Raw genomic sequence first — 19612 nt, 5'->3', positions numbered from 1 at the left:
AGTTCACAAGAGGTGTATATTGTCGTTTAATAGGAACTATTTCCGCTATTTGTAGAGGCTCCGTCCATTCGTCAAAATACTAGACGCAAGTCTAGTGAAGGCCTAAGACTATCGACGGTTTTGGGCGTTGCCTGCAGCGGATACCATTTAATAAAAGAATGATTATTGGAGGCTTTCGTCTATGTTTTCTATCTCTATTAACACTGAGCTTGGCGCGCTCATGCTGTTCGTCCTATTCTCCCTTATCGCGGCCAACAAAGCTTCCAAGCTTATCTATTACAAGACGGAGAAGGAGCTTCACAAGCGCACGCGCAAGCTGTATTTCTGGACGGTGTCACTCACGGTCCTCGCTTCTATTATGGCTGCGGCGGACATCTTCCTCGCTTTGAACGCGCATCCGCTCCTCTGGCTGGACCGTCTGCTGCTGCGCACGCCGCTCGCCGCCGCAGCCGTCCTCTTCCTGTGGTTAGGCGCGATCCCGCGGGTACGCATGCTGCTCGCGCGGACACGGCCGCAGACAGCTGCTATACCCGACATGTCGCGACGCAGGCAATCGACTGAGCCGTTGCTTGTAGCGCCTTACCATTTTGCCGCGTTGACCGGCGCGGGTTTGTTTTATTTTGCATTCGTGCCGCCGATTCCATTCGCCTGGTCATATATTACGATTCCATTAACGCTGCTCACGGTGCTCGCCTGCTTCTTATGGATGCTGCAGTCGAGCCGCAATCGCAAGGCAGCCGAGTCGCCGGAGGCGTTCTCCTATCGCCCTTGGAGCCGGAGACTGCGTCTTACAGGCACGTTAGCAGCCGTTGCCGCTATCTGCAGCGTCCCGCTACTGACCGCTATGCAAGGCAGCAAGCTGCCCGACCGGCTGAACATGATGACCGGCAAGCCTGATTACGGCATTGCCTCATCTGTGGAGCCAGGGCATAACCATAATCATCAGGACAGCGTTCCAGCGCTGGCTAGCGCCACCGCCGCGGATGTCCCCGTCACCGAGCTAACCGGACCGCAATCAGGCAAAGCCGACCGCAAGTACACGCTCACCGCTCAGAAGAAGAGCGTGCAGCTCAGCTCCGGCCGCACCATCGAGGCATGGACGTACAACGGCCAAATTCCGGGTCCCGAGATCCGGGTGAAGCAGGGCGAGCTTGTCGAGGTGACGCTGCTGAACGAGGATATCGAAGGCGGCGTATCGCTTCACTGGCATGGGCTTGATGTTCCCAATGCCGAGGACGGAGTAGCAGGCGCGACGCAGAACGCCGTCATGCCCGGCGGGAAGCACACGTACCGATTCATCGCCGAGCAAGTCGGAACGTTCTGGTATCACTCGCATCAAAACTCGAAGGAAGCTGTGCAGAAGGGCCTGTTCGGAGCGTTAATCGTCGAGCCCGATAAGGATACTCACGCCGAAGCTTATGAAGATATTACGATCATGACGCATGTGTGGAATGGTGCCGGCATGGCGATCGGAGCGAATGATACGCTGCAGAGCAAAGCGATAGCACCGGGAACCCCCGTCAAGCTGCGGCTCATTAATACGCAAGACTGGGTAAGACAGTCGTTCATCCTGAGCGGAACGTCGTTTCAAGTGGTCGCGATTGACGGCACGGATCTGCATGAGCCCGGCGATCTTCTCGGTGAGCGACTTGAGCTCATAACTGGAGCACGTTATGATGTCACCTTTATTATGCCTGATCATCCCGTCCTGTTAAGCATCGGCCAGAACAAGAAGCTTGGCTTGCTTATGAGCCAAGACGGAAAGGCCGAGCCGCCCGCCATTGCGAAGACGAAGGCCGTATTTGATCCGACACACTACGGCACAGAGACGGAGACCCCCTTTGGTCCAGACAGTAAGTTCGACCGTGAATTTACGATGATTCTGGACAATCGCTTTGCCTTCTATAACGGCGGCTTCGCTGCTTACGATACGATTAACGGCCAGGTGTTCCCTAATACGCCGATGTTCGTCGTGAAAGAGAATGAGCTCGTCAAGACGACGATCATAAACCGCAGCTCCGTTGACCATCCGATGCATCTGCACGGCCATCACATGCTTGTCCTGTCGCGCAATAACGAGGACGTTACAGGCAGTCCGTGGTGGTCGGATACGCTAGACGTTGCGCCGGGGGAAGTGTACGAGGTCGCTTTCCTCGCCGATAATCCCGGCTTGTGGATGGATCATTGCCACAATCTGCAGCATGCGGCTGCAGGCATGACCATGCATCTTATGTAGAGGGTGTTACCTCGCCGTTCGAGGTTGGCACGGAGACGCATAATCATCCCGAATAATAATGCCTTCACTGTAAAGAGAACTGGACTTAAGTCCAGCTCCGCAAACTACCCGCAGCATGAGGACAGGTTTTTGACAACTATGATATGCTAATGACAACAAATTGAAATCAGATTGGAGTGTTCATTCGAATGAATGCAAGAACCATTAGCGGTGCGGTGCTGCTCCTGCTCGGCGTCGTCCTGTTCCTGAATCAAGGCGAATCGTTCGGTCCGGGCAAAATATTCGCTTACTTCTGGCCATCCCTCTTCGTAATTCCCCTTGGCCTATTCTTCCACTGGATGTATTTCTCGATGCTCGGACGCAGAGGCATCGGCGTATTGATTCCTGGCGGAGTATTGTTCACGGTCGGTATCATCTGCCAATTCAGCATGCTCTTCGACAGCTGGGGATATATGTGGCCGGGATTCATTTTGGCGCCAGCGGTCGGCTTGTTCGAATTCTACTGGTTCGGCAACCGGAACAAGTGGCTGCTTATCCCAATCAACATTCTGACCGTTCTGTCGCTGCTGTTCTTCGCCGTCTTCTCGCTAGGCACGCTGTACAACAAAATTTTGTTCAGCCAGCCGCTTATCGCGATCGCCCTCATTATCATCGGGGCATTGACGTTGATCGCCAAGAAAAAAGACATTTAACAAATCAATAAAGCGAGCCGCCAAGGCCGCAGCCGTCCCTACCCGGATGACTGCGGCCTTGCCCGTTGTCGCATAGAAGCCGGTATATCGTGTACAATGATCGATATACTCATTTCAAGGAGGCTCTAAGCCTATGCTTTCTTTTGACCAAAAGCTATCCATCATCCAATCGTTCGCGGAGCTCACGCAGCATAACGTCTCGCTTGGACGCGTCAACTTCCACTTCGAAGACAGCGCGCATGAAAAGAAGACCGTCATCTACCATCTGCATCCGAACGGTAACGGCTTCGTATTCGCCGGGCTAGTGAACGGCGTGACGACCGACGACAAAGGCATGGTCAACATTCGCGATTACAACGAAGCCGAGCTTCGCGCGTTGATTATGAAATCAATCACTTCTCTCGCGACAACGCCGAGATTGCAGGCCGCAGCTCCCGCAAAGAGCAAGTTTGCCGGGCGCAAGCCGCCGAAGGAAGAGAAGTGGATCGGTCCTGACAATGCGACGCTTACTCTGCTGTTCGAAGACGATCTATGGTATGTATACGCCGGCCTAAACCTCGAATCGGCGTTCGAGACGTATGAAGAAGCAGAGCAATATTTAGACGAGGAACAGTTCACTCGAGCGTAGCCGCAGACACCTAGAAATCTCCAATTTATATCCGCAAGTTAAAAACAGGATTTTGGCCTCCCAGCGTCTAATTGTTAAGATGACATCCAAGACACCTGGGAGGAACAATCCGTTGTCCATCAAAGCTAAGCTCTCCGTAGCCATTTCGGCCATAGTCGCCATAATTCTTATTCTTAATATTGGAATTTACCATTTCTCCTCTAAGCAAGACCTGCAGGCGAACGCCGAGCAGCAAATGAAAAATATCGCCAAACAGGTTGCCGTATCTGTGGAAAGCTCCGAGAAAGCGAAGCGCTTCATGGAGGACACGATCGGCGAGAAGCTGCGCATGGCGGCTATCGCCGCAAAGGAACAGCTTGATCCGGACATCGACAAGGTGACCAACGAACAGCTAGTCGCGCTGAGCAAAGAGATCGGCGTCGATCATATTACGCTTTGGAAACGGACAACGGACGACATTGTCGCTCAGAAATCTTCCTATCCGAAAGAAATCGGGGCCAGCTCGAAAACGTGGGATTATTGGTACACCGCGTTCAGCCAGTTGTTCGACGAGCATGCTGTTACGATTCCGGAGGGTCAGAAACTGACGAACTTCTGGTCTGGACCGATCAACTTCTCCTCCACCGACCCCGATTTTACAAACAAATGGGGCTATTATTACGACGGAACGACCAATTACATTATCAATCCATATATAGACGCCCAAGTATTTCTAGATTTCAACGATAAAATAGGCAGCGGCGCGGTCATTAACAAGCTGACGGACGACCATCCCGAGCTGCTGGAGGTAACAGGCTTCGACCCGCAATTTTTCGGCAAAAAACCGATTATCAAGATGAAGCAAGGCAAGCCCGTCTACAATTTGGACGTGCGCGACATTCCTTTCGGTACGTACAAGTACAAGGATACGTACGTCGATTCCGTCTATATTCAGCTGGCGCTCGACGACAACTTGATGCATAGCGTCAAGAAGATAGTGGGCGGCAAGGAAATCATGCGCAGCTTCATGTCAATAACCTTTGATAAGACCTATGTCATCGGCATCACATTCGATCTCAGCAGCATTCAGGATACGCTGAACCATCAGCTCTTCATCCATTCCGTCATTTCGTTGTGCCTCGTGGTCATAACGATGTTCGCCAGCTACTTTATAGCCGGCTTCATGATGCGTTCGCTGAATCAGATCTTATTCAAGGTCAACGCCATTGCCGACGGCAACTTCGGCGAGACGATTACGATCCGGAACACGGACGAGCTCGGGACGCTCGCCTCGCGGGTTAATACGATGGGCAATAATCTTTTCCATTACATGACGCAATTGAAGAATTCCGCAGCTGAGCTGCAGAGCATGAAGCAGTATTTGGAGTCATTCGTCAACCATACGGCCGACGCGATCCACGTCACGGATCTGAACGGAAACATCATGCAGGTGAACAAAGCGTTCGAAGCGATGTATGGCTGGAGCGAGAGCGAGGTGCTCGGCAAGAAGCTTAACCATGTACCAGAAGACTATGAACGCGATTATCGCGAGATTACCGATAAGGTGCTGTCCGGTGGCTCCGTAACCGATTATGAGACGATTCGCTACGACAAGTCGGGAGCGGCGATCGACCTGAGCATTACGCTGTCCTCGGTGCGGGACGAGCAGGGAGAGATTGTCGCCATTGCGGCGATCTCGCGGAATATAACGGCGAGGAAACAGACGGAGGAGATGCTTCGGCAATCAGAGAAGCTGTCCGTCGTCGGCCAGCTGGCTGCAGGCGTCGCCCATGAGGTGCGCAATCCGCTCACGACGCTTCGGGGCTTCGTGCAGCTCCAGAAGCAGACGGGGAAGCTGTMCCCTTCCCATCTCGACATTATGCTCGAAGAGCTTGATCGGATTAACTTCATCGTCAGCGAATTTCTAGTGCTTGCGAAGCCGCAGGCGATCCACGTGCAGCCGATCGATGTCGTCGATACGCTGCAGCAGATCGTCACCCTACTTGATGCCGAAGCCAATCTGCACAACGTGCAGCTCACGGTCAACAAGCAGCTAGAGACAGCCATGGTGCTGGGCGAGTCCAATCAGCTTAAACAAGTATTCATCAACCTGCTGAAGAATAGCTTCGAAGCGATGACAAGCGGCGGCAACCTGACGATCGACGTATTGCCTTCTACAGGCGACGGCGTCATCATCCGTTTCACCGATGAAGGGGACGGCATGTCGGAGGAGGATCTGCAGCGTCTCGGCGAGCCGTTCTTCACGAAGAAGAGAAGCGGCAACGGACTAGGCATCATGGTCTGCAAGCAGATTATGGCCAACCATAAGGGCAAGATCGAATTCCGCAGCACGCTCGGCGTAGGCACCTGCGCTGAGATTACGCTGCAAGCCATTGAAGACAGCAAAGGCGGCCAATAGGCCGCCTTCTTCTTATTGGGCGTAATCACCCGTGTAATTGACCAGCGAAGCATCGTGGACGCCTTCCATAGCGCTAATCGCGTGAACGAACGCCGTGTTATCGTCGCGCAGCCGCACTTCCACCGTCAGCTCCGTGAAGTCTTTGCGCACCGTCTTCGATTTCAGCTTAGCGTCCAGCTTGCGGAGCTGCTGCCTAATCGCGTCATTCGCGATATCCGAATGACGGATAATGAGAAGGTAAGCCTGCTCCTTCACTTTGCGACGGGACAGCCAAGCAAGCGTCAATCCGATAATGACGGATCCGATCAAGGCTAGTGGATACATCTTAGCACCGCTTGCGATACCAGCCGCGATGGCCCAGAACATATAGACAATATCGAGCGGATCCTTGACCGCCGTCCGGAAACGGACGATACTGAGCGCGCCGACCATGCCGAGCGACAATACGATATTGGTGCTGATAGTCATAATAATGAGTGCCGTAATCATCGTCATCAGAACGAAGGATACGTTGTAATTATAGCTGTATACGACCCCGCGAAACGTTTTGCGGTAAATCCAGAAAATAAACAATCCGATTGCGAATGCGCATAAAAGCCCAAGCGCCATATCGACGTAGGAAATACTGCGGAACGCTTCAAGGTGAAGCATGCTTTTCTTGATAATATCCTGAAAATTCAGCGTCTCTTCCATAATTGCCCCCTGAAAAGCTATTGTTTAAAATGCTTGATGGTTACTTCACGACAGATGACGTACTTCGAGATGGCCGATCTGACGATTTTATCGGGCTGTAGAAGCGACCGAATGTTGGATGGCAGGAAGGAGTCGAACTTCACCTCCAGAATCGTCTGAGGCGCAAGCAGCGCCTCCTGGAGCACCAGTTCCGGATCGAACAAGTCCACCGTATTGACACCTGCCGCAAGCCGCTTGTCGAATGTAATCCGCACATTGCCCGGTTCATAAATATAGGCCTCGCGCACATAATCCACAATAACAATCGGCCGGAACGCCCGATGAGCTAGCGCAAGATAAAAATCCTTGAGCAGCGGATGCTCTTTATCTCTCAAACACTCGTAATCTCCTGCTAGTATTTCATCGTACTCTCTCCTCGAGAGAGGAGCCGCTTCCTTGCAGACGAAATCCCCGAACTTGCTCTTGCGCTCCAATGTGATCTTCTCGCCGCTGCCATTATAAATTCGTATCCGGTACTTGTCCCTGCCGAACACGCCGTTATTCTTATCATATAATGAATGATCATGCGGACCGTCAAAATACAAACTTCGGATGCCGTAACCGTCTCCACCGATAGAATTTGGATCCATCTCCAGCATCGTCGACACTTTATTCCGGAGCGAGAGGTATTCGTACGTATGCAAATAGTGCTTAAATTCGTTTCTAAGCTTTTTGCCTTCAAAGAGCATACTATTCCACCTCGAGCTCTCTGACGCCCGGATACTCGTTCCCCTCATGATCAGTGTAGTAATCAATCGAAATTTGCTTATTACCACTGCTATCTCTCGCTATTACTTTCCAGTAATAATAACCTTCGCTCACACCTTCAACGGTTACTTTATTTTGCTTCAAGTCGTTCATCGTTTTTATGACATTCGTAAAGGATGGGTCCCGAGCGAAGGTGAAATCATAAACGAGATCGTCGCCTTGCAGGTCGAATGAAAAATCCCATGAGAACATAGCAATGTTACCTTCTAGCTCGACATCATTCATATAGAACGGCTTCGGCTTCTCCAAATCCGAAAAATACCGCTCGATGCCGCGTTCCGGCGTTTCGATAATCTGCTTGAGCTCATCTTCGAAAGACGTGTTAGTGCCTGAAAGATATTGGATGTCTGGAGCTCGGAAAAGAAACGGCTTTACAATATTCTTATATTTTTCAACTTGTTCAGCTATTGTGTCCTTGTTGATGAACTTAGCTACTTCATTGATTTTGTCGGTCAATAGTTGCACATGCTCTTGGCTACGGAAAAAGCGGTTTTGGAGCTCATTTCCCCAATAGGTGCTTATGCCGCTGCGATATTGCTCCAAGCCTTCTCCAAGCCGTTCATTCTCATATCCCCCGTCGTAATCCCAGGGAAGGAAGTACCATTTTTGAGAATTAAGTGGCGAGTATAAATAAAAGTTATGAGAATCCGTATCAATATTGTCTGTTAAAATATTGACGGCGGTCCAAGTCAAAAGATTGTCTAAATCAAAATGCTCATCAATAACCTGGTCGATAGGAATCTGGTCATTGTTCAGGTCATCAAGCATATCGATAAGCTTCTCATGCTCTTCGCGCCCTTTAATTTCTAACAGTGTTTCAAATGCTTCCTTATCGTAATCTGGATCCGATTGCAGTTTTATGATGTCTGGATATCTTAAGAATTCGAAAAAGTTAACCTTATAAAGTTGACCGTACGGGTCAAGCCAATGTGACTTCAGAAACATTTCGTTAGGTTGTTCAATGTGCGTATATAAACCATAATCCACAAAATCCGCATTTGGGTTACCCTCAGACATGTCCTTTACATAAAGTTTTACAAATTGCGTACGAAGACTGGTTAGATCAGGGATTTTTTCCATCAAATCAAAACTAAGTTTGTTTCGAAGTCGTGACAGGTCCGCTGAATGTTTGTTAAGGTTCAGAACGCGTTGGCCCATGTACAATCCGGCTTCGTCGTATAATTTGATTTTGTACGATTTCTGAGCTTCGTATCTTGAGGAATTACCTCTCAAGCTGATTTTAGCGTTAGCTTTGTCCTCGCCAAACCCGAACTTACCCTCATCGGGACCCGTACCATCGCCATTGCCCTCTTGCATAATAACGTCCAAGTTTGTTTCGCGATACTGATCAGGCAAGCGGTTCATTGAATACCAGTCAACCGGTTTGGCAATGTCCTGCTTATCCGGCAAGATCGTAACGTACAGCGTCTTGAGCGAGCTATCGTCATCTTGTTCGTATATGCGCTTATCCTCGGATAAGCCTCCTTCCACTAACGGCTTATCGGGTTCCAACAACGCTTCTCCTTGTTCGGTATCCACAGCCGTGTTTGAATCGGAGCAGGCCGAGAGGACTAGCATTATCGCGATTATACCCGACAAGACAGCCCCCGATTTGCCAAGCTTGGCACGCGGAAGATCATACTTCCGCTGTGTTGTAAGGGGTTGTGAGCAAAACGTATAATAATCGATGTTCCGCAACACATACAACAGTCTCGCGATAGCCACTCCGAGCGCTAACCCAGAAGCGATAAACATGCCAAGACCATGATTTCCAATCTGCATCATCCAAAAAGTAAAGCCAATATTAATGACGACAAACGAGCCGCTAATCATAAGCACACCTTTCCGATCATCGAAATACATTAAAATATGCATAAAAATAAATAACATAATGAATAAGAAATAGCCGAGTACGAGCACGATAAACAGGTCCAAGTGCACCATCGTAAAGCCTACTCTTGGCAACAAACGCATCCCTAGGGCTATGGACAGTATCGTAAAGAGTAGCTGAACCTCCATAAGAAATCCGATTTCCCGGATAAGCGTCTTTTGCATTTCTTTTTTTGCGGCATGAACTTCTTGGTAAGTCCCCCGCTCCAATACACGCTTGTAATAGATTCTAAACTTCTCGTAAAAAGAGGTTTCTACAGACACTACAAATGTTACTAGAGTCGGAATGACCGAAAGGAAAGCGTAGAAAACAGGCGAATCATATAAAGGCATGACATGATATTGCTCGGAAATAACGATTCCTTGGCCGCCAAACCAATAGACCAGACTATGAACGTATACGCCAGCATACATAAAACAGCCGATCGGGAAGAGTGCCGGATATTTCTTGAAATAAGTAAGGAATTCCAAATAGTGACGACTTTGCCCGCGCGGAAAAATGTGTTCAAAATGGAGCGTGGACATTAAACAAATAATAAAAAATCCGATATCAAAAGCCAATAGAGCCGCAGTCGTTGAAGGCAGTGTCGTGTAAGCTAGTAACAGCCAGCCACTTAGCAAGGAAGCCGCAGTCCCAATCGCAAAGCTTCGTACGATCCGCATGTAGTCCTTCAGGGCGGACAAATACACGCCTTGTATCCATATGATGATAAGTTCTACAAAAAAAAGATACGCGGCCGCTTTATAGCCCGCGTTCTCCGATACGCCGCGTAAAAACAGCCAAGCTACTACCGCCCCAATAGGAATACATATCATAAGTGCCCCATAATAGGATGCTAGAAGGCGGTCGTGTTTTTTTTGAAACAGCATGTCCGCCGTATATCTCGTCAGCACCAGTGAAACGCCGCTCGTCAATATAATGGAGAAAACGAAACCATACGTTAGCGTAGCCACGTATAATTCCCATTCTACATAACTCGTATCGAACCTGGTCATCATCCGTTGCAGCGCAACACTTAGAAACATAMATAGAATCATTGGTCCAATCGTCGTTAACGAGGAATACGCGTAAGCCTTGGCGTTATTAATTAGTCCTTGCTCCTGAAATAGTTTTCTTAGCTCGAAGCCGATTCCTGCCATCCGCGCACACCTCCCAACGTTTGGTATAAATGGCGGTAACTCGTTATAAAATCCTTATGCTTATAATGCCGCTGCACGCGCTCAAGGCCGTTCCGGCCCATCTCCTCGCGCAAATTGCTATCCTTGCTCAGCTGGATGAGCGCTTGTCCAATTTGCTCATAATGCATAACTGGCGCCACGAGCCCCGCCGGTCCAATACCGTCTCCCAGACCAGTCAGCAGTTCCTTGCAGCTTCCGACATTCGTCGTTACGAATGGCTTGGCGCAGGCCATGCCTTCCAATACGGCAAGCGGCTGGCCTTCGCTTATGCTCGTAAGCAACAGTATATCCATTCGTCCCAAATAATCTTTTATATTGACTTCCCCCGTAAAATGAACATCCTCAAGTTCGAGCGTCTTCACCATACTCAAACACTCTGAATAATACTCATCATCCTCTTCAATGGGCCCCATGATGTATAGCTCGGCATTCGGCACTTCCCGCTTGACGATCAAGAAACTTTGCAGCATGGTCTTAATGTCTTTAATCGGCACGACCCGCACAACTGCTCCTATTCGGATAATATCATCATCGGGGATAGCCGATATATCTTTGTAATCTTCCGTATTCACACCATTTGGAATAATGCTAATTTTATCTGGATCACAGCCAAGCTCAATCTCAATTTCTTTATTTCGGCTAAACAACGTAATGACGCGGTCCGAAGATTCATAGGCGCAGCTGGATAAACGATAAAAGTATTCGATCCACAAATCTTTGAAATAACCTTTCACCCAATCCGCTTTAATAATCTCTTCCTCGCGTTCACGCGAGTAAATGCCATGCTCGGTTAAAATCAATGGCTTTTCATGTACGTGTTTGGCCAAAGCTCCGACTACGCCGGCATACCCTGTAGATACGCTGTGGTACAAATCTGCTTGAGGCACCTCGTGTCTAATAGTTAGAAATAGCGGGAGTATCATTGAACGAACCGTCCAAAACATTTCCGTAAAAGGCACTAAATTAAAGTCCGTACGACATATATCTTCTAAGATATCAAAATAGTCCTTACTCGACAGAAAATCAGCCACACGCTCAAACTTATTACTTCGAAGCAAATTAAAGATGTTGCTCCAGTTCACATCTCCTTCGCCGCCCAGCAGTGCCCTGATATCTTTTTTCTTCGAGTTTGTAAGCCTAAATCTGCGTCCCCACTCGCCCTCTTCATACATGTAAGCATCTAGAAATATTTCTTTTACCTCAACTATATTCGCAGGAAGCTTATACTTATATTGCCCCTTCTGTTTGCTATGCGCACCGATCGCATAAATAATGAACTGATGCTCCGGCATACGCGTAATAATACTGTGAATCCAGCTGGAAACGCCTCCGGTTATATAGGGATATGACCCTTCTGCAATGATACATATTTTCATAGTCTTACCCGCCTAATCCGATAGAAAATGATGCCTCATGCGCCTCGACCAAATACGTATTCGTATCGATCTTGCGCACGGAGCAGTTTTCCAGCTTTGCAATTTTACGTTCGGTTCGCAACACGTAATAGAGGTTGGTTTGAAAATTTTCTACTTTGCCCTGAATGCGGTTATCGTCACGGGTCCAAGTGACCGAGCTTTGGATTGCCGCCGCCATATCCAGCGCGCCTTCCGCCGATGTCATCGAACGAAGCCAAGGATACGTCTTCGATATTCGTTTTAAATTGGCTGTAAACTCTTTATATAGTTCTTCCCAATTTTTGTTGTGGCTTCGCTCGCTGTCGAGAAGATCATCCGGGTGAATAAAATGTGAAAAAACGCCAACTGATGTCATCGTGTTCGCCTCCACCCATCTGTCATAGGACAATGCCGTGTAATTTGACGTTACACGCGGCATCTCGATGATCCCATCGGGTGCGATTTCAAATTCCTGCACATAAGCGAATTTATCCTCGTCGACATCGTAAAGGGACGATATAACTGTCAAGTTCGGCCACGCTTTCTTCAACGCTTCCCGTCCTTCCGAACTCAGTACGTTTGAAGGCGGAACGTAAGATAACACCTCATAATTCGGAAATGCTTTGTCCGCATAGCTTAAGACTTCCTTAATCGATTGCTCCATTTTCTCAGCACTGTTCCACATGTTGTAGCCGAAATGTTCCGCTGTTTTTTTGCTCATTTGCAGCGACTGATGATTATAGCCGTGAACACCGATTTCCCCTTCGCTCTTGATGACCTCCCGCCCATAGGCGATTAGTTCATAATGGTCCTCGTCCACCGGCGCATGGAACGGAGGCTCAACTCTATCGTTGTAGGATTGAATGAGAACGGCCGTATATTTCACATCGAATTGCTTGGCTGCCTTTAGCATGTCCGGCCACCAAATATCTCGGAAAAAGCTCGGAATATCGCGCTTATAAGCCCGGTAGATGTCCGCATTTATTCCTCTCGGCACGGGTGATGGAAAGTCGTCAATAAAAAATATTTTGGAATTGAATATTGGATAAATAAACTCGGGTTCCATCAAACTGACCGAACCTGCTATTAATCCACGGTTAATTTTTTCACCCATCATCGTTCCGTTAAAGACGATAAACGAACCACTTCCGTACTCCCGCTTCCAGAGAAGCGGCATTCCATCACTGCTCTCGGCAAGCACCTCAGATCGCTCATCCAAATCAACAGATATGGACGAATTAGCGATAATTCCTTCGCCAACGCTCATGCCTTTTTCTCCTATCAGTACATTGGACGTCATCTTAATCCCTTCTGATAGAAATAAATCGCCAAACGATAGAATTCCGAGTTTTCGGTACAGAAGAACGAAGTTGTCACCCGTATCAGGCGTGCTCATGAGAAATACATGGCCACCGTCGTATACGTAATCGGACATTACGCGAATATCGCCTAAACGATTGAGTTGCTCTGTTGCAAGCAAAACGGCGGCGCATCCCTTGGGATTAAAAGGGGTCTTTGTCAAATCTGTCTCTGTTGTCGGCTTTTTCATATATTGCAGCGCACGAGCTGCATTATCCTTTATAGTTACGCTACTATCGCCAGACAAGTAAACAAGACAATATGGATCTCCTTCAGGAACAGACTCTTCATCAATCTTCAAGTTTGCTAGCATCTTTTGACGCTGTTCGATTAAACGATTATTCTCATTAAATTCCAATACATATTGCGACCTAGCTATTTGAATTACGATCGCAAATAGGAGGATGGCARCCAAAATAATATAAATATTCCGAGAAAAATTTATTTCTTTATTCATCTTATGCCCCTTCCGACCAAAACCGGACCAAGGTCAACGCGCGATTAGACAGGTTAAGCGGCGACTTTTTTAAGCTGTTCAGCGTATCTTGCAGCTTGTCGGATGATTTTGTGGAGAAATATACCTTCATTAAGGCGAGGTAAGCCTCTTCGCTTTGTGGAAAGTTCGACGCATACAGATGCCCCGTTTCTTCTGCTTCAACATATAGTTCAAGCTCAAGCTCCGTGTTTATTTTTTCGGGGTAGGCAAATTCGGTATTAGGCGAAACTTCAAGGAGGCTTTGCAGTACGGATAAGTAAGTGAATTTATATTGTCGCAATGTCCTTTCATCCAAGAAACCGCTCTTCATGAAGCTCTTAAGAACACCGATGTAAGCAAGCAACAGATGCTCGTCCTGCTTGTCCGTTTCATACTGAACAGACAATTCCTGTAACGAAAGCGCCAGCTTGCGCTTTATTTCCATAATCGCGCTTACCGCGTAATGTGACGTTTCCGTATCCTCATTGCTAACAGCTTCCTGCAGAAGCTCCATGTGCCGCATGGAATCCTGCTTAAGAACATCAATCATGACCTTCCGCCGTACCCCATGCTCGCTGACCAGCAGTGCATCCTCAATAGGAATGACATCGAGTTCTCTGTCTGCTTCGACTTTGGAGTAAATACCCTCATGCAGAACGGAAACCTCTTTCTCTTGAGCGGTTACAAAGGCATCAAGCTTGGCATCATCCTGCTTGACCCAGCTTCTCGGCCAGCAAATAGGGAGCAGCCAGCCTATGACGGGAAGAAACGACACTATGATAACCCTTAGTAACCAATCCGTAACAGAAATTCTATGTATTAATGCCAAAACACCAGCTGACAACAGGACGTATATGATGTAGGATATCTCAAACATCCGCTATCTCGCCTTCGAACCTGTTCAGCATCAGTCGATGATGGGAAAATCTTGACAAGACGTTTTCGGCATCCTCCGCTCCCGAATTTGACAACAGTACGATTACATCTCCCGCTTTATTCAAACCGATATAGTCATTCTCCCGCAACAGACTCGCCAACTGTGTTGAATACTGTATTAAGGATACCCCATCCAAATGTCCCTTTAACAGCAGATAAGGAATATTATATTTTTTCCAGGCTTGCTGCTTACTCTCCAAGATGGACTCGAACACATCCGGTTTTAGAATCGTTGTGCCCTCCACGTAACGTTGTCCTTCAGACGCTTCCGTGTAAGCAATAGCCCTGGAAAGAGCGGAGGACACCAAATCAGCCGTAATCTTGAACAAATTCTGGTGATATAGCGAAAATTTATCAAATGTCATTCCATCGATTGAAATAATAGCTGCTATAGTTCCTCTACCCTGAACCGGAGCTGTCATTAATGGTACACCGCTCACCAACTCCTTGTTAACGAACACCTTGCCGCTTGCAAACACGGTTTCAAGATACGGATGCTCATCGGCACGGAGGGATTTGCTTACTCCCGCCTCTAATCCATTCGAATGTGCGGCTAAACGTAAATAAGACTGGGTCGTGTTGACGGTATAAATCGATACGGTTTGCACACCCATAATGGATTTGACAACGTTAACGGTAGCCATGAAAACTTGTTCCGGCTCAAGACTTTCCAACTCTTTCGTGATAGCATACATTTTGCCGAAGCTATCGCCTGTGTTCAAAATTCGCTGTTGAAGCTCATCCTTAACCTCGCGAACCTCGCTATGTACACTATTTAAAAATTCGTACCTTCCCTCCAGCTCTTCAATCTTCTGCTCTTGTGTTTGCAACTTTCCGTTCTTGCGCTCCATGGCGTAACCTACGACAAGGCCGACGAATACGTATATTGCGATCTGAAATAAATAGTCCGGGTTATAGAAAAGGGATACAAGTTCCCTTCCGTCATAAAGTTTCTCAAAAACAAATAGACCGATCGACATAAGAACGGCGAGCATCGATTGCCTGCTTCCATACATAATTCCCATAATGGTAATGTAAAACAACTTGATGTCGATCGAGCCAAAAGAGCTGTAGGGCTGATTAATCGTAATCCATGCCGTTAAAATAAAGGCAAGCAAATTTTCTCCGTACGGCATAAACGACTTGAACGCCAGCTTCGCTCTCGAAGGCTCGGCGACTGCCGACGCTGCGCTTTCAATGGTTGATCTGTGCTGCAAGAACCATGAATACGTTTTACTAAGTCCCTCGTCCATATCGAACATAGGAGTCCAGTCAAGATCCCGCTTCACCTTCTCATTGCTCAGCGTCGAACGCTTAATGTCGCCTGGTCGGCTGTCGGAGTAATTTACATTTTTTATTTCCTGCAGTTTTCCGAACTTATCAATTAGAGAATTAATGCTGCATTCCGTATTCGTAGATAAGTTATAAATGCCTGTTAGGTATGAATTAGAAGCCCTAAACAACGCATATGCAACATCCTCTACGTAAATAAAGTCACGGGTTTGGCTGCCATCGCCATGAACATACAACGGTTGTCCAGCTAAAATCCGATCCGTGAATATCGAAATAACGCCACCTTCGCCCAAGCCTCCTTGCCTAGGTCCATAAACATTAGAAAAACGAAAACAAAGTGTCTCTAAATTGTAAAGCTCATTCCATTTCGCACAATAAGATTCTCCAACCCACTTGCTAATGCCATATGGCGAAATGGGATCACAATCTTCCGTTTCTAGCAATGGCACTCTATCATTCGTCCCGTATACTGCCGCGGAAGAAGCGAATATAAACTTTTTGACCTTATATTTGCTCGATAAAGTAAGCATATTAACCAATCCTAGCACGTTTGATTCGGAATCTTGTCTAGGATTTTTGATCGAGGCCCCAACGTTAACTTGAGCCGCTAGATGTACCACCACATCGAAACGATTGGAGCGAAAGACCTCTTCGCATTTTGGATCTTCTATAGAAAGGGAGTATCCTTTATGCTTAATCGTTACATTTTCTTTACTTCCCGTAGACAGGTTATCTAGTATGAATACTTCATATCCTTCTTTACTAAACCGTTCTGCTACATGTGATCCGATAAACCCATATCCGCCTGTCACTAGGACCTTCACGTCTTCACCCCGGCTTTGCTATATTCGCTGTAAACGCTTCGTAAATGTCGTTTGTGCACTTATGATAGCATACGAGAAATGTTTATACCATCCAATATTGTATAGTCGATCTATTATATGAAAAACCGACAAAATCAGACAATTTACTATGGCAAATTAAATTTATTAAAACAAAAAAGGCCTCTTTAATCAACATCTACAATGTCCGCTTCATTAAAGCCGCACTGTCACTGTTGATTAAAGAGGTCCACGGTCACACTCTATTAATTTCCAACCGGTAATAATGATTTACCTAGCGAAAGCTTGTTGCTATCAGAATCCTTCCATACATATCCGATATAGACTGTTTCTCCCTCGCTTACTCCTAAATCCGACAATGAAATTTGAGCCTCGAGTACCGTACTGCTTACAACGAATTTTTTAATAGTTTTATAGGATATCACTTTTGTCCAAGCCCAGTCGCTGCCGCCTTTGCCACTGTATTTATACAGGGTTCCGTTTTCTATTAAATAATCCGATCCACTGGTTGACCAGTGATACACTTGGAAACCTGTACTGCTGTCATTATCCGTATTGATATAAAATTGTCCTTTGCTCGTGAGTGATTTCCCGGTAACAAGCAAATTCAAATCCGTATCGTTCATGAATGCCTTTAAGGATCTTACATTCGATGGGCCTGTCTCCAATGCAACGACATTATCCCAATCCGATACATTGCCATCCACAGTAATAACAACTGGAGTCGGCACAGGAACTGTTCCTGGGTCCGTTCCCGGATCCGTTCCTGGGTTCGTTCCCGGATCTGTTCCTGGGTTCGTTCCCGGATCTGTTCCTGGGTTCGTTCCTGGATCCGTTCCTGGGTTYGTTCCTGGATCCGTTCCTGGGTTCGTTCCTGGATCCGTTCCTGGGTTTGWTCCTGGATCTGTTCCTGGATCTGTTCCTGGATCTGTTCCTGGATCCGTTCCTGGGTCTGTTCCTGGGTCTGTTCCTGGATCCGTTCCTGGGTCTGTTCCTGGGTCTGTTCCTGGGTCTGTTCCTGGATCCGTTCCTGGGTCTGTCGGAACGTTGAACTCAATCGCACCTATATCCACCGAGTTCCCCATCAACCTTGTCATTCCGTCGAAATCAGTTGAGCTAGCTTCCATCACACCTGGAAAACCTTTGTCAATCGCAGGCGACCCTACGCTTAGATGAATATCATTCGCACTCTTATCTACAAACATCGGATCAGCGAATACCGAATTTGCATCATAACCCGTCGCTGCCTTATATGCACTCCATGTGCTATATGATGTTCCTTGCCATCTCCATTTACTTCCATTTTCTCCGTCGGTTTTAAACATGAGGTTGTAGTCGATGATATTTCCTGAACCGCTTTTACTCGACTTTTGAATAAATCGCATTTGCGGCCCCGCATAAAAAATATTGTTCATTATCTTGTTGTTTACATTGTTTTCCTGAAGGGTAATTTCCCCAAACCCCTCTTTACGCATATCGTTCTCCACCATCGTATTATTGACAATCAGATTGTTGGCTGCGCCGCCGTTCGCAGAGGTAGAGCCCCCCATTATGATGCCGGAACGATCATTATGATGGATGTAGTTGTTCCGTATAGTGATGTTGCTCGTGCTGTTGCCTTTTTTCTCGCTTGCCAGGCTCATCCCAAAGTTATTAGAATAAACATGGTTTCTTTCAATAACAACATTCGTTGCGCCATCCGAGTATATCCCTGGAGCAGATGGATCACCCTCATATGCTGGGTTATCCGAGGAATCAATATGGTGGACGACATTATCCGATATGACTCCATTTCGGGCCTGATCGAAACATGGACTTGCGCAGTTTCCATAAAAACCGGCTACATCGATACCGATGTTATCGTTGTGGTGAACCTCGTTATTGTCGATCGAGAACCCGTCAACGTTACCGCTTAAGGCTACAGATTCGCTCCATCCCAATACCAGGTTATGCACCTCATTGCCGCTGATGCGCACATTTGTTATCGGCGTACTTTTGTTTCCGTAAACCTGAATCCCGTTGGCGTTACCGCCACTAGAAGTATTTTTAATCTGGTTCACGTTATTGTTTAAAATATAAATTTCATTCCCGCCGTTAGTAACACGGAAACCAGCGGGATAAAGAGAACTGCTAGCTGCAGCCAAATTACGAACCTCAAAACCGTTTACGACGATATAGCTTGCATTATTCAAATAGAACAGCGCGTTTATCGAACTCGTTACCTTAAGCCCCGTTCCGTCAATAACAGGAACCTCGCCATCGTAGTTTTGGAATGTGATGTAGCCTCCGCTTTGAGAGCCTGACTTTTTGATGGTCACAAACTCCTTATAGACTCCGCCTCTGACATAAACGATCTCCCCTGCTACCAGCGTATTCGCAGCTTTTTGGATCGTTTTCCACGGGGCGTTCAACGTACCGGGATTCGAATCACTTCCTGTTGTCGCTACGTAATAAGCCTTTCCGGTCGGCCCCGACGGGGGCATCGTCGTCGCGGCCTTCACTTGCTCAGTTCCGGCGACTTGAAATATCGATGAAATGAGCATAACAACCATAAGAACTAGAAATCCTATTTTCGTATAATTAAAATTGACAATCTTCTGTCTAATTTTTCGCATATTATTAATCAACTTCCTTTCTTCCAACCTATCAGGGTTGAAGCAGTCTGCGAATACCTCCGAAACTACTCGCTCTTCTATTATAGCAATTTATGACAGCTTGTTCATGGGACATTTGACACAATATTCCCCATAATCGCACAAATTATTCTATTTTTCGCCATGGTTCTTCTAA

The 19612-nt window shown here is 47.2% G+C and carries 12 protein-coding genes; 4 read left to right on the top strand and 8 right to left on the bottom strand.

All coding sequences use genetic code 11. The annotated features are described in order from the left end of the window. The first annotated feature begins 181 nt into the window (after nt 1–181). The 4 genes from AB4Z33_RS07855 to AB4Z33_RS07840 all read left to right on the top strand — a co-directional run bounded on the left by AB4Z33_RS07855 (nt 182) and on the right by AB4Z33_RS07840 (nt 5954). The gene (locus AB4Z33_RS07855) at nt 182–2236 is read left to right on the top strand and encodes a multicopper oxidase family protein (RefSeq protein WP_442049391.1); all 2055 of its coding nucleotides are present in this window, start codon (nt 182–184) and stop codon (nt 2234–2236) included. Nucleotides 2237–2424: 188 nt separating this feature from the next. Then, nucleotides 2425–2928 carry a hypothetical protein gene (locus tag AB4Z33_RS07850; protein WP_337100789.1) on the top strand — a complete coding sequence of 168 codons (504 nt, stop codon included), beginning with the start codon at nt 2425–2427 and terminating at the stop codon, nt 2926–2928. Between the two features lie 133 nt (nt 2929–3061). Continuing rightward, entirely contained in the window at nt 3062–3556 is a 495-nt protein-coding gene (locus AB4Z33_RS07845) for a hypothetical protein (RefSeq protein WP_442049390.1), read from the top strand. Between the two features lie 112 nt (nt 3557–3668). Continuing rightward, on the top strand, nt 3669–5954 hold the full coding sequence (locus tag AB4Z33_RS07840) for a PAS domain S-box protein (protein WP_442049389.1): 2286 nt from the start codon (nt 3669–3671) through the stop codon (nt 5952–5954). Between the two features lie 12 nt (nt 5955–5966). On the opposite strand, the gene AB4Z33_RS07835 is transcribed toward AB4Z33_RS07840, so the two are convergent. From AB4Z33_RS07835 to AB4Z33_RS07800, 8 genes are all read right to left on the bottom strand, one after another. Further along, nucleotides 5967–6647 (bottom strand): DUF4956 domain-containing protein, encoded by a 681-nt coding sequence (locus tag AB4Z33_RS07835; protein WP_442049388.1) that lies wholly within the window; start codon nt 6645–6647, stop codon nt 5967–5969. A gap of 17 nt (nt 6648–6664) precedes the next feature. Further along, on the bottom strand, nt 6665–7375 hold the full coding sequence (locus tag AB4Z33_RS07830; RefSeq protein WP_442049387.1) for a polyphosphate polymerase domain-containing protein: 711 nt from the start codon (nt 7373–7375) through the stop codon (nt 6665–6667). Nucleotide 7376: 1 nt separating this feature from the next. Next, entirely contained in the window at nt 7377–10484 is a 3108-nt protein-coding gene (pelG, locus tag AB4Z33_RS07825; protein ID WP_442049386.1) for an exopolysaccharide Pel transporter PelG, read from the bottom strand. Then, nucleotides 10460–11899, bottom strand: coding sequence for a GT4 family glycosyltransferase PelF (gene pelF, locus AB4Z33_RS07820; protein ID WP_442049385.1), 1440 nt, complete (start codon nt 11897–11899; stop codon nt 10460–10462). Before pelF ends, pelG begins: the two co-directional genes overlap by 25 nt. A gap of 4 nt (nt 11900–11903) precedes the next feature. Then, complete coding sequence (locus tag AB4Z33_RS07815) at nt 11904–13733, bottom strand: DUF2194 domain-containing protein (RefSeq protein ID WP_442049384.1); 1830 nt, start codon at nt 13731–13733, stop codon at nt 11904–11906. A gap of 1 nt (nt 13734) precedes the next feature. Further along, on the bottom strand, nt 13735–14526 hold the full coding sequence (locus AB4Z33_RS07810; protein ID WP_442049383.1) for a hypothetical protein: 792 nt from the start codon (nt 14524–14526) through the stop codon (nt 13735–13737). 94 nt (nt 14527–14620) lie between these two features. Next, entirely contained in the window at nt 14621–16792 is a 2172-nt protein-coding gene (locus AB4Z33_RS07805; protein ID WP_442049425.1) for an NAD-dependent epimerase/dehydratase family protein, read from the bottom strand. 275 nt (nt 16793–17067) lie between these two features. After that, on the bottom strand, nt 17068–19464 hold the full coding sequence (locus AB4Z33_RS07800) for a choice-of-anchor Q domain-containing protein (protein ID WP_442049382.1): 2397 nt from the start codon (nt 19462–19464) through the stop codon (nt 17068–17070). Nucleotides 19465–19612: the final 148 nt, after the last annotated feature.

Source organism: Paenibacillus sp. 2TAB19 (genome assembly GCF_052115185.1).
In the GTDB taxonomy this organism is placed as follows: Bacteria; Bacillota; Bacilli; order Paenibacillales; family Paenibacillaceae; genus Pristimantibacillus.
This window is presented reverse-complemented; position numbering and strand designations above follow the sequence as displayed.

What these genes read in the sequence shown, in the direction of transcription:
- AB4Z33_RS07855 (WP_442049391.1), top strand. Translation starts at nt 182, where the DNA reads ATGTTTTCTATCTCTATTAACACTGAGCTTGGCGCGCTCATGCTGTTC.
- pelF (WP_442049385.1), bottom strand. Translation starts at nt 11,899, where the DNA reads ATGAAAATATGTATCATTGCAGAAGGGTCATATCCCTATATAACCGGA.
- AB4Z33_RS07830 (WP_442049387.1), bottom strand. Translation starts at nt 7,375, where the DNA reads ATGCTCTTTGAAGGCAAAAAGCTTAGAAACGAATTTAAGCACTATTTG.
- AB4Z33_RS07835 (WP_442049388.1), bottom strand. Translation starts at nt 6,647, where the DNA reads ATGGAAGAGACGCTGAATTTTCAGGATATTATCAAGAAAAGCATGCTT.
- AB4Z33_RS07850 (WP_337100789.1), top strand. Translation starts at nt 2,425, where the DNA reads ATGAATGCAAGAACCATTAGCGGTGCGGTGCTGCTCCTGCTCGGCGTC.
- AB4Z33_RS07845 (WP_442049390.1), top strand. Translation starts at nt 3,062, where the DNA reads ATGCTTTCTTTTGACCAAAAGCTATCCATCATCCAATCGTTCGCGGAG.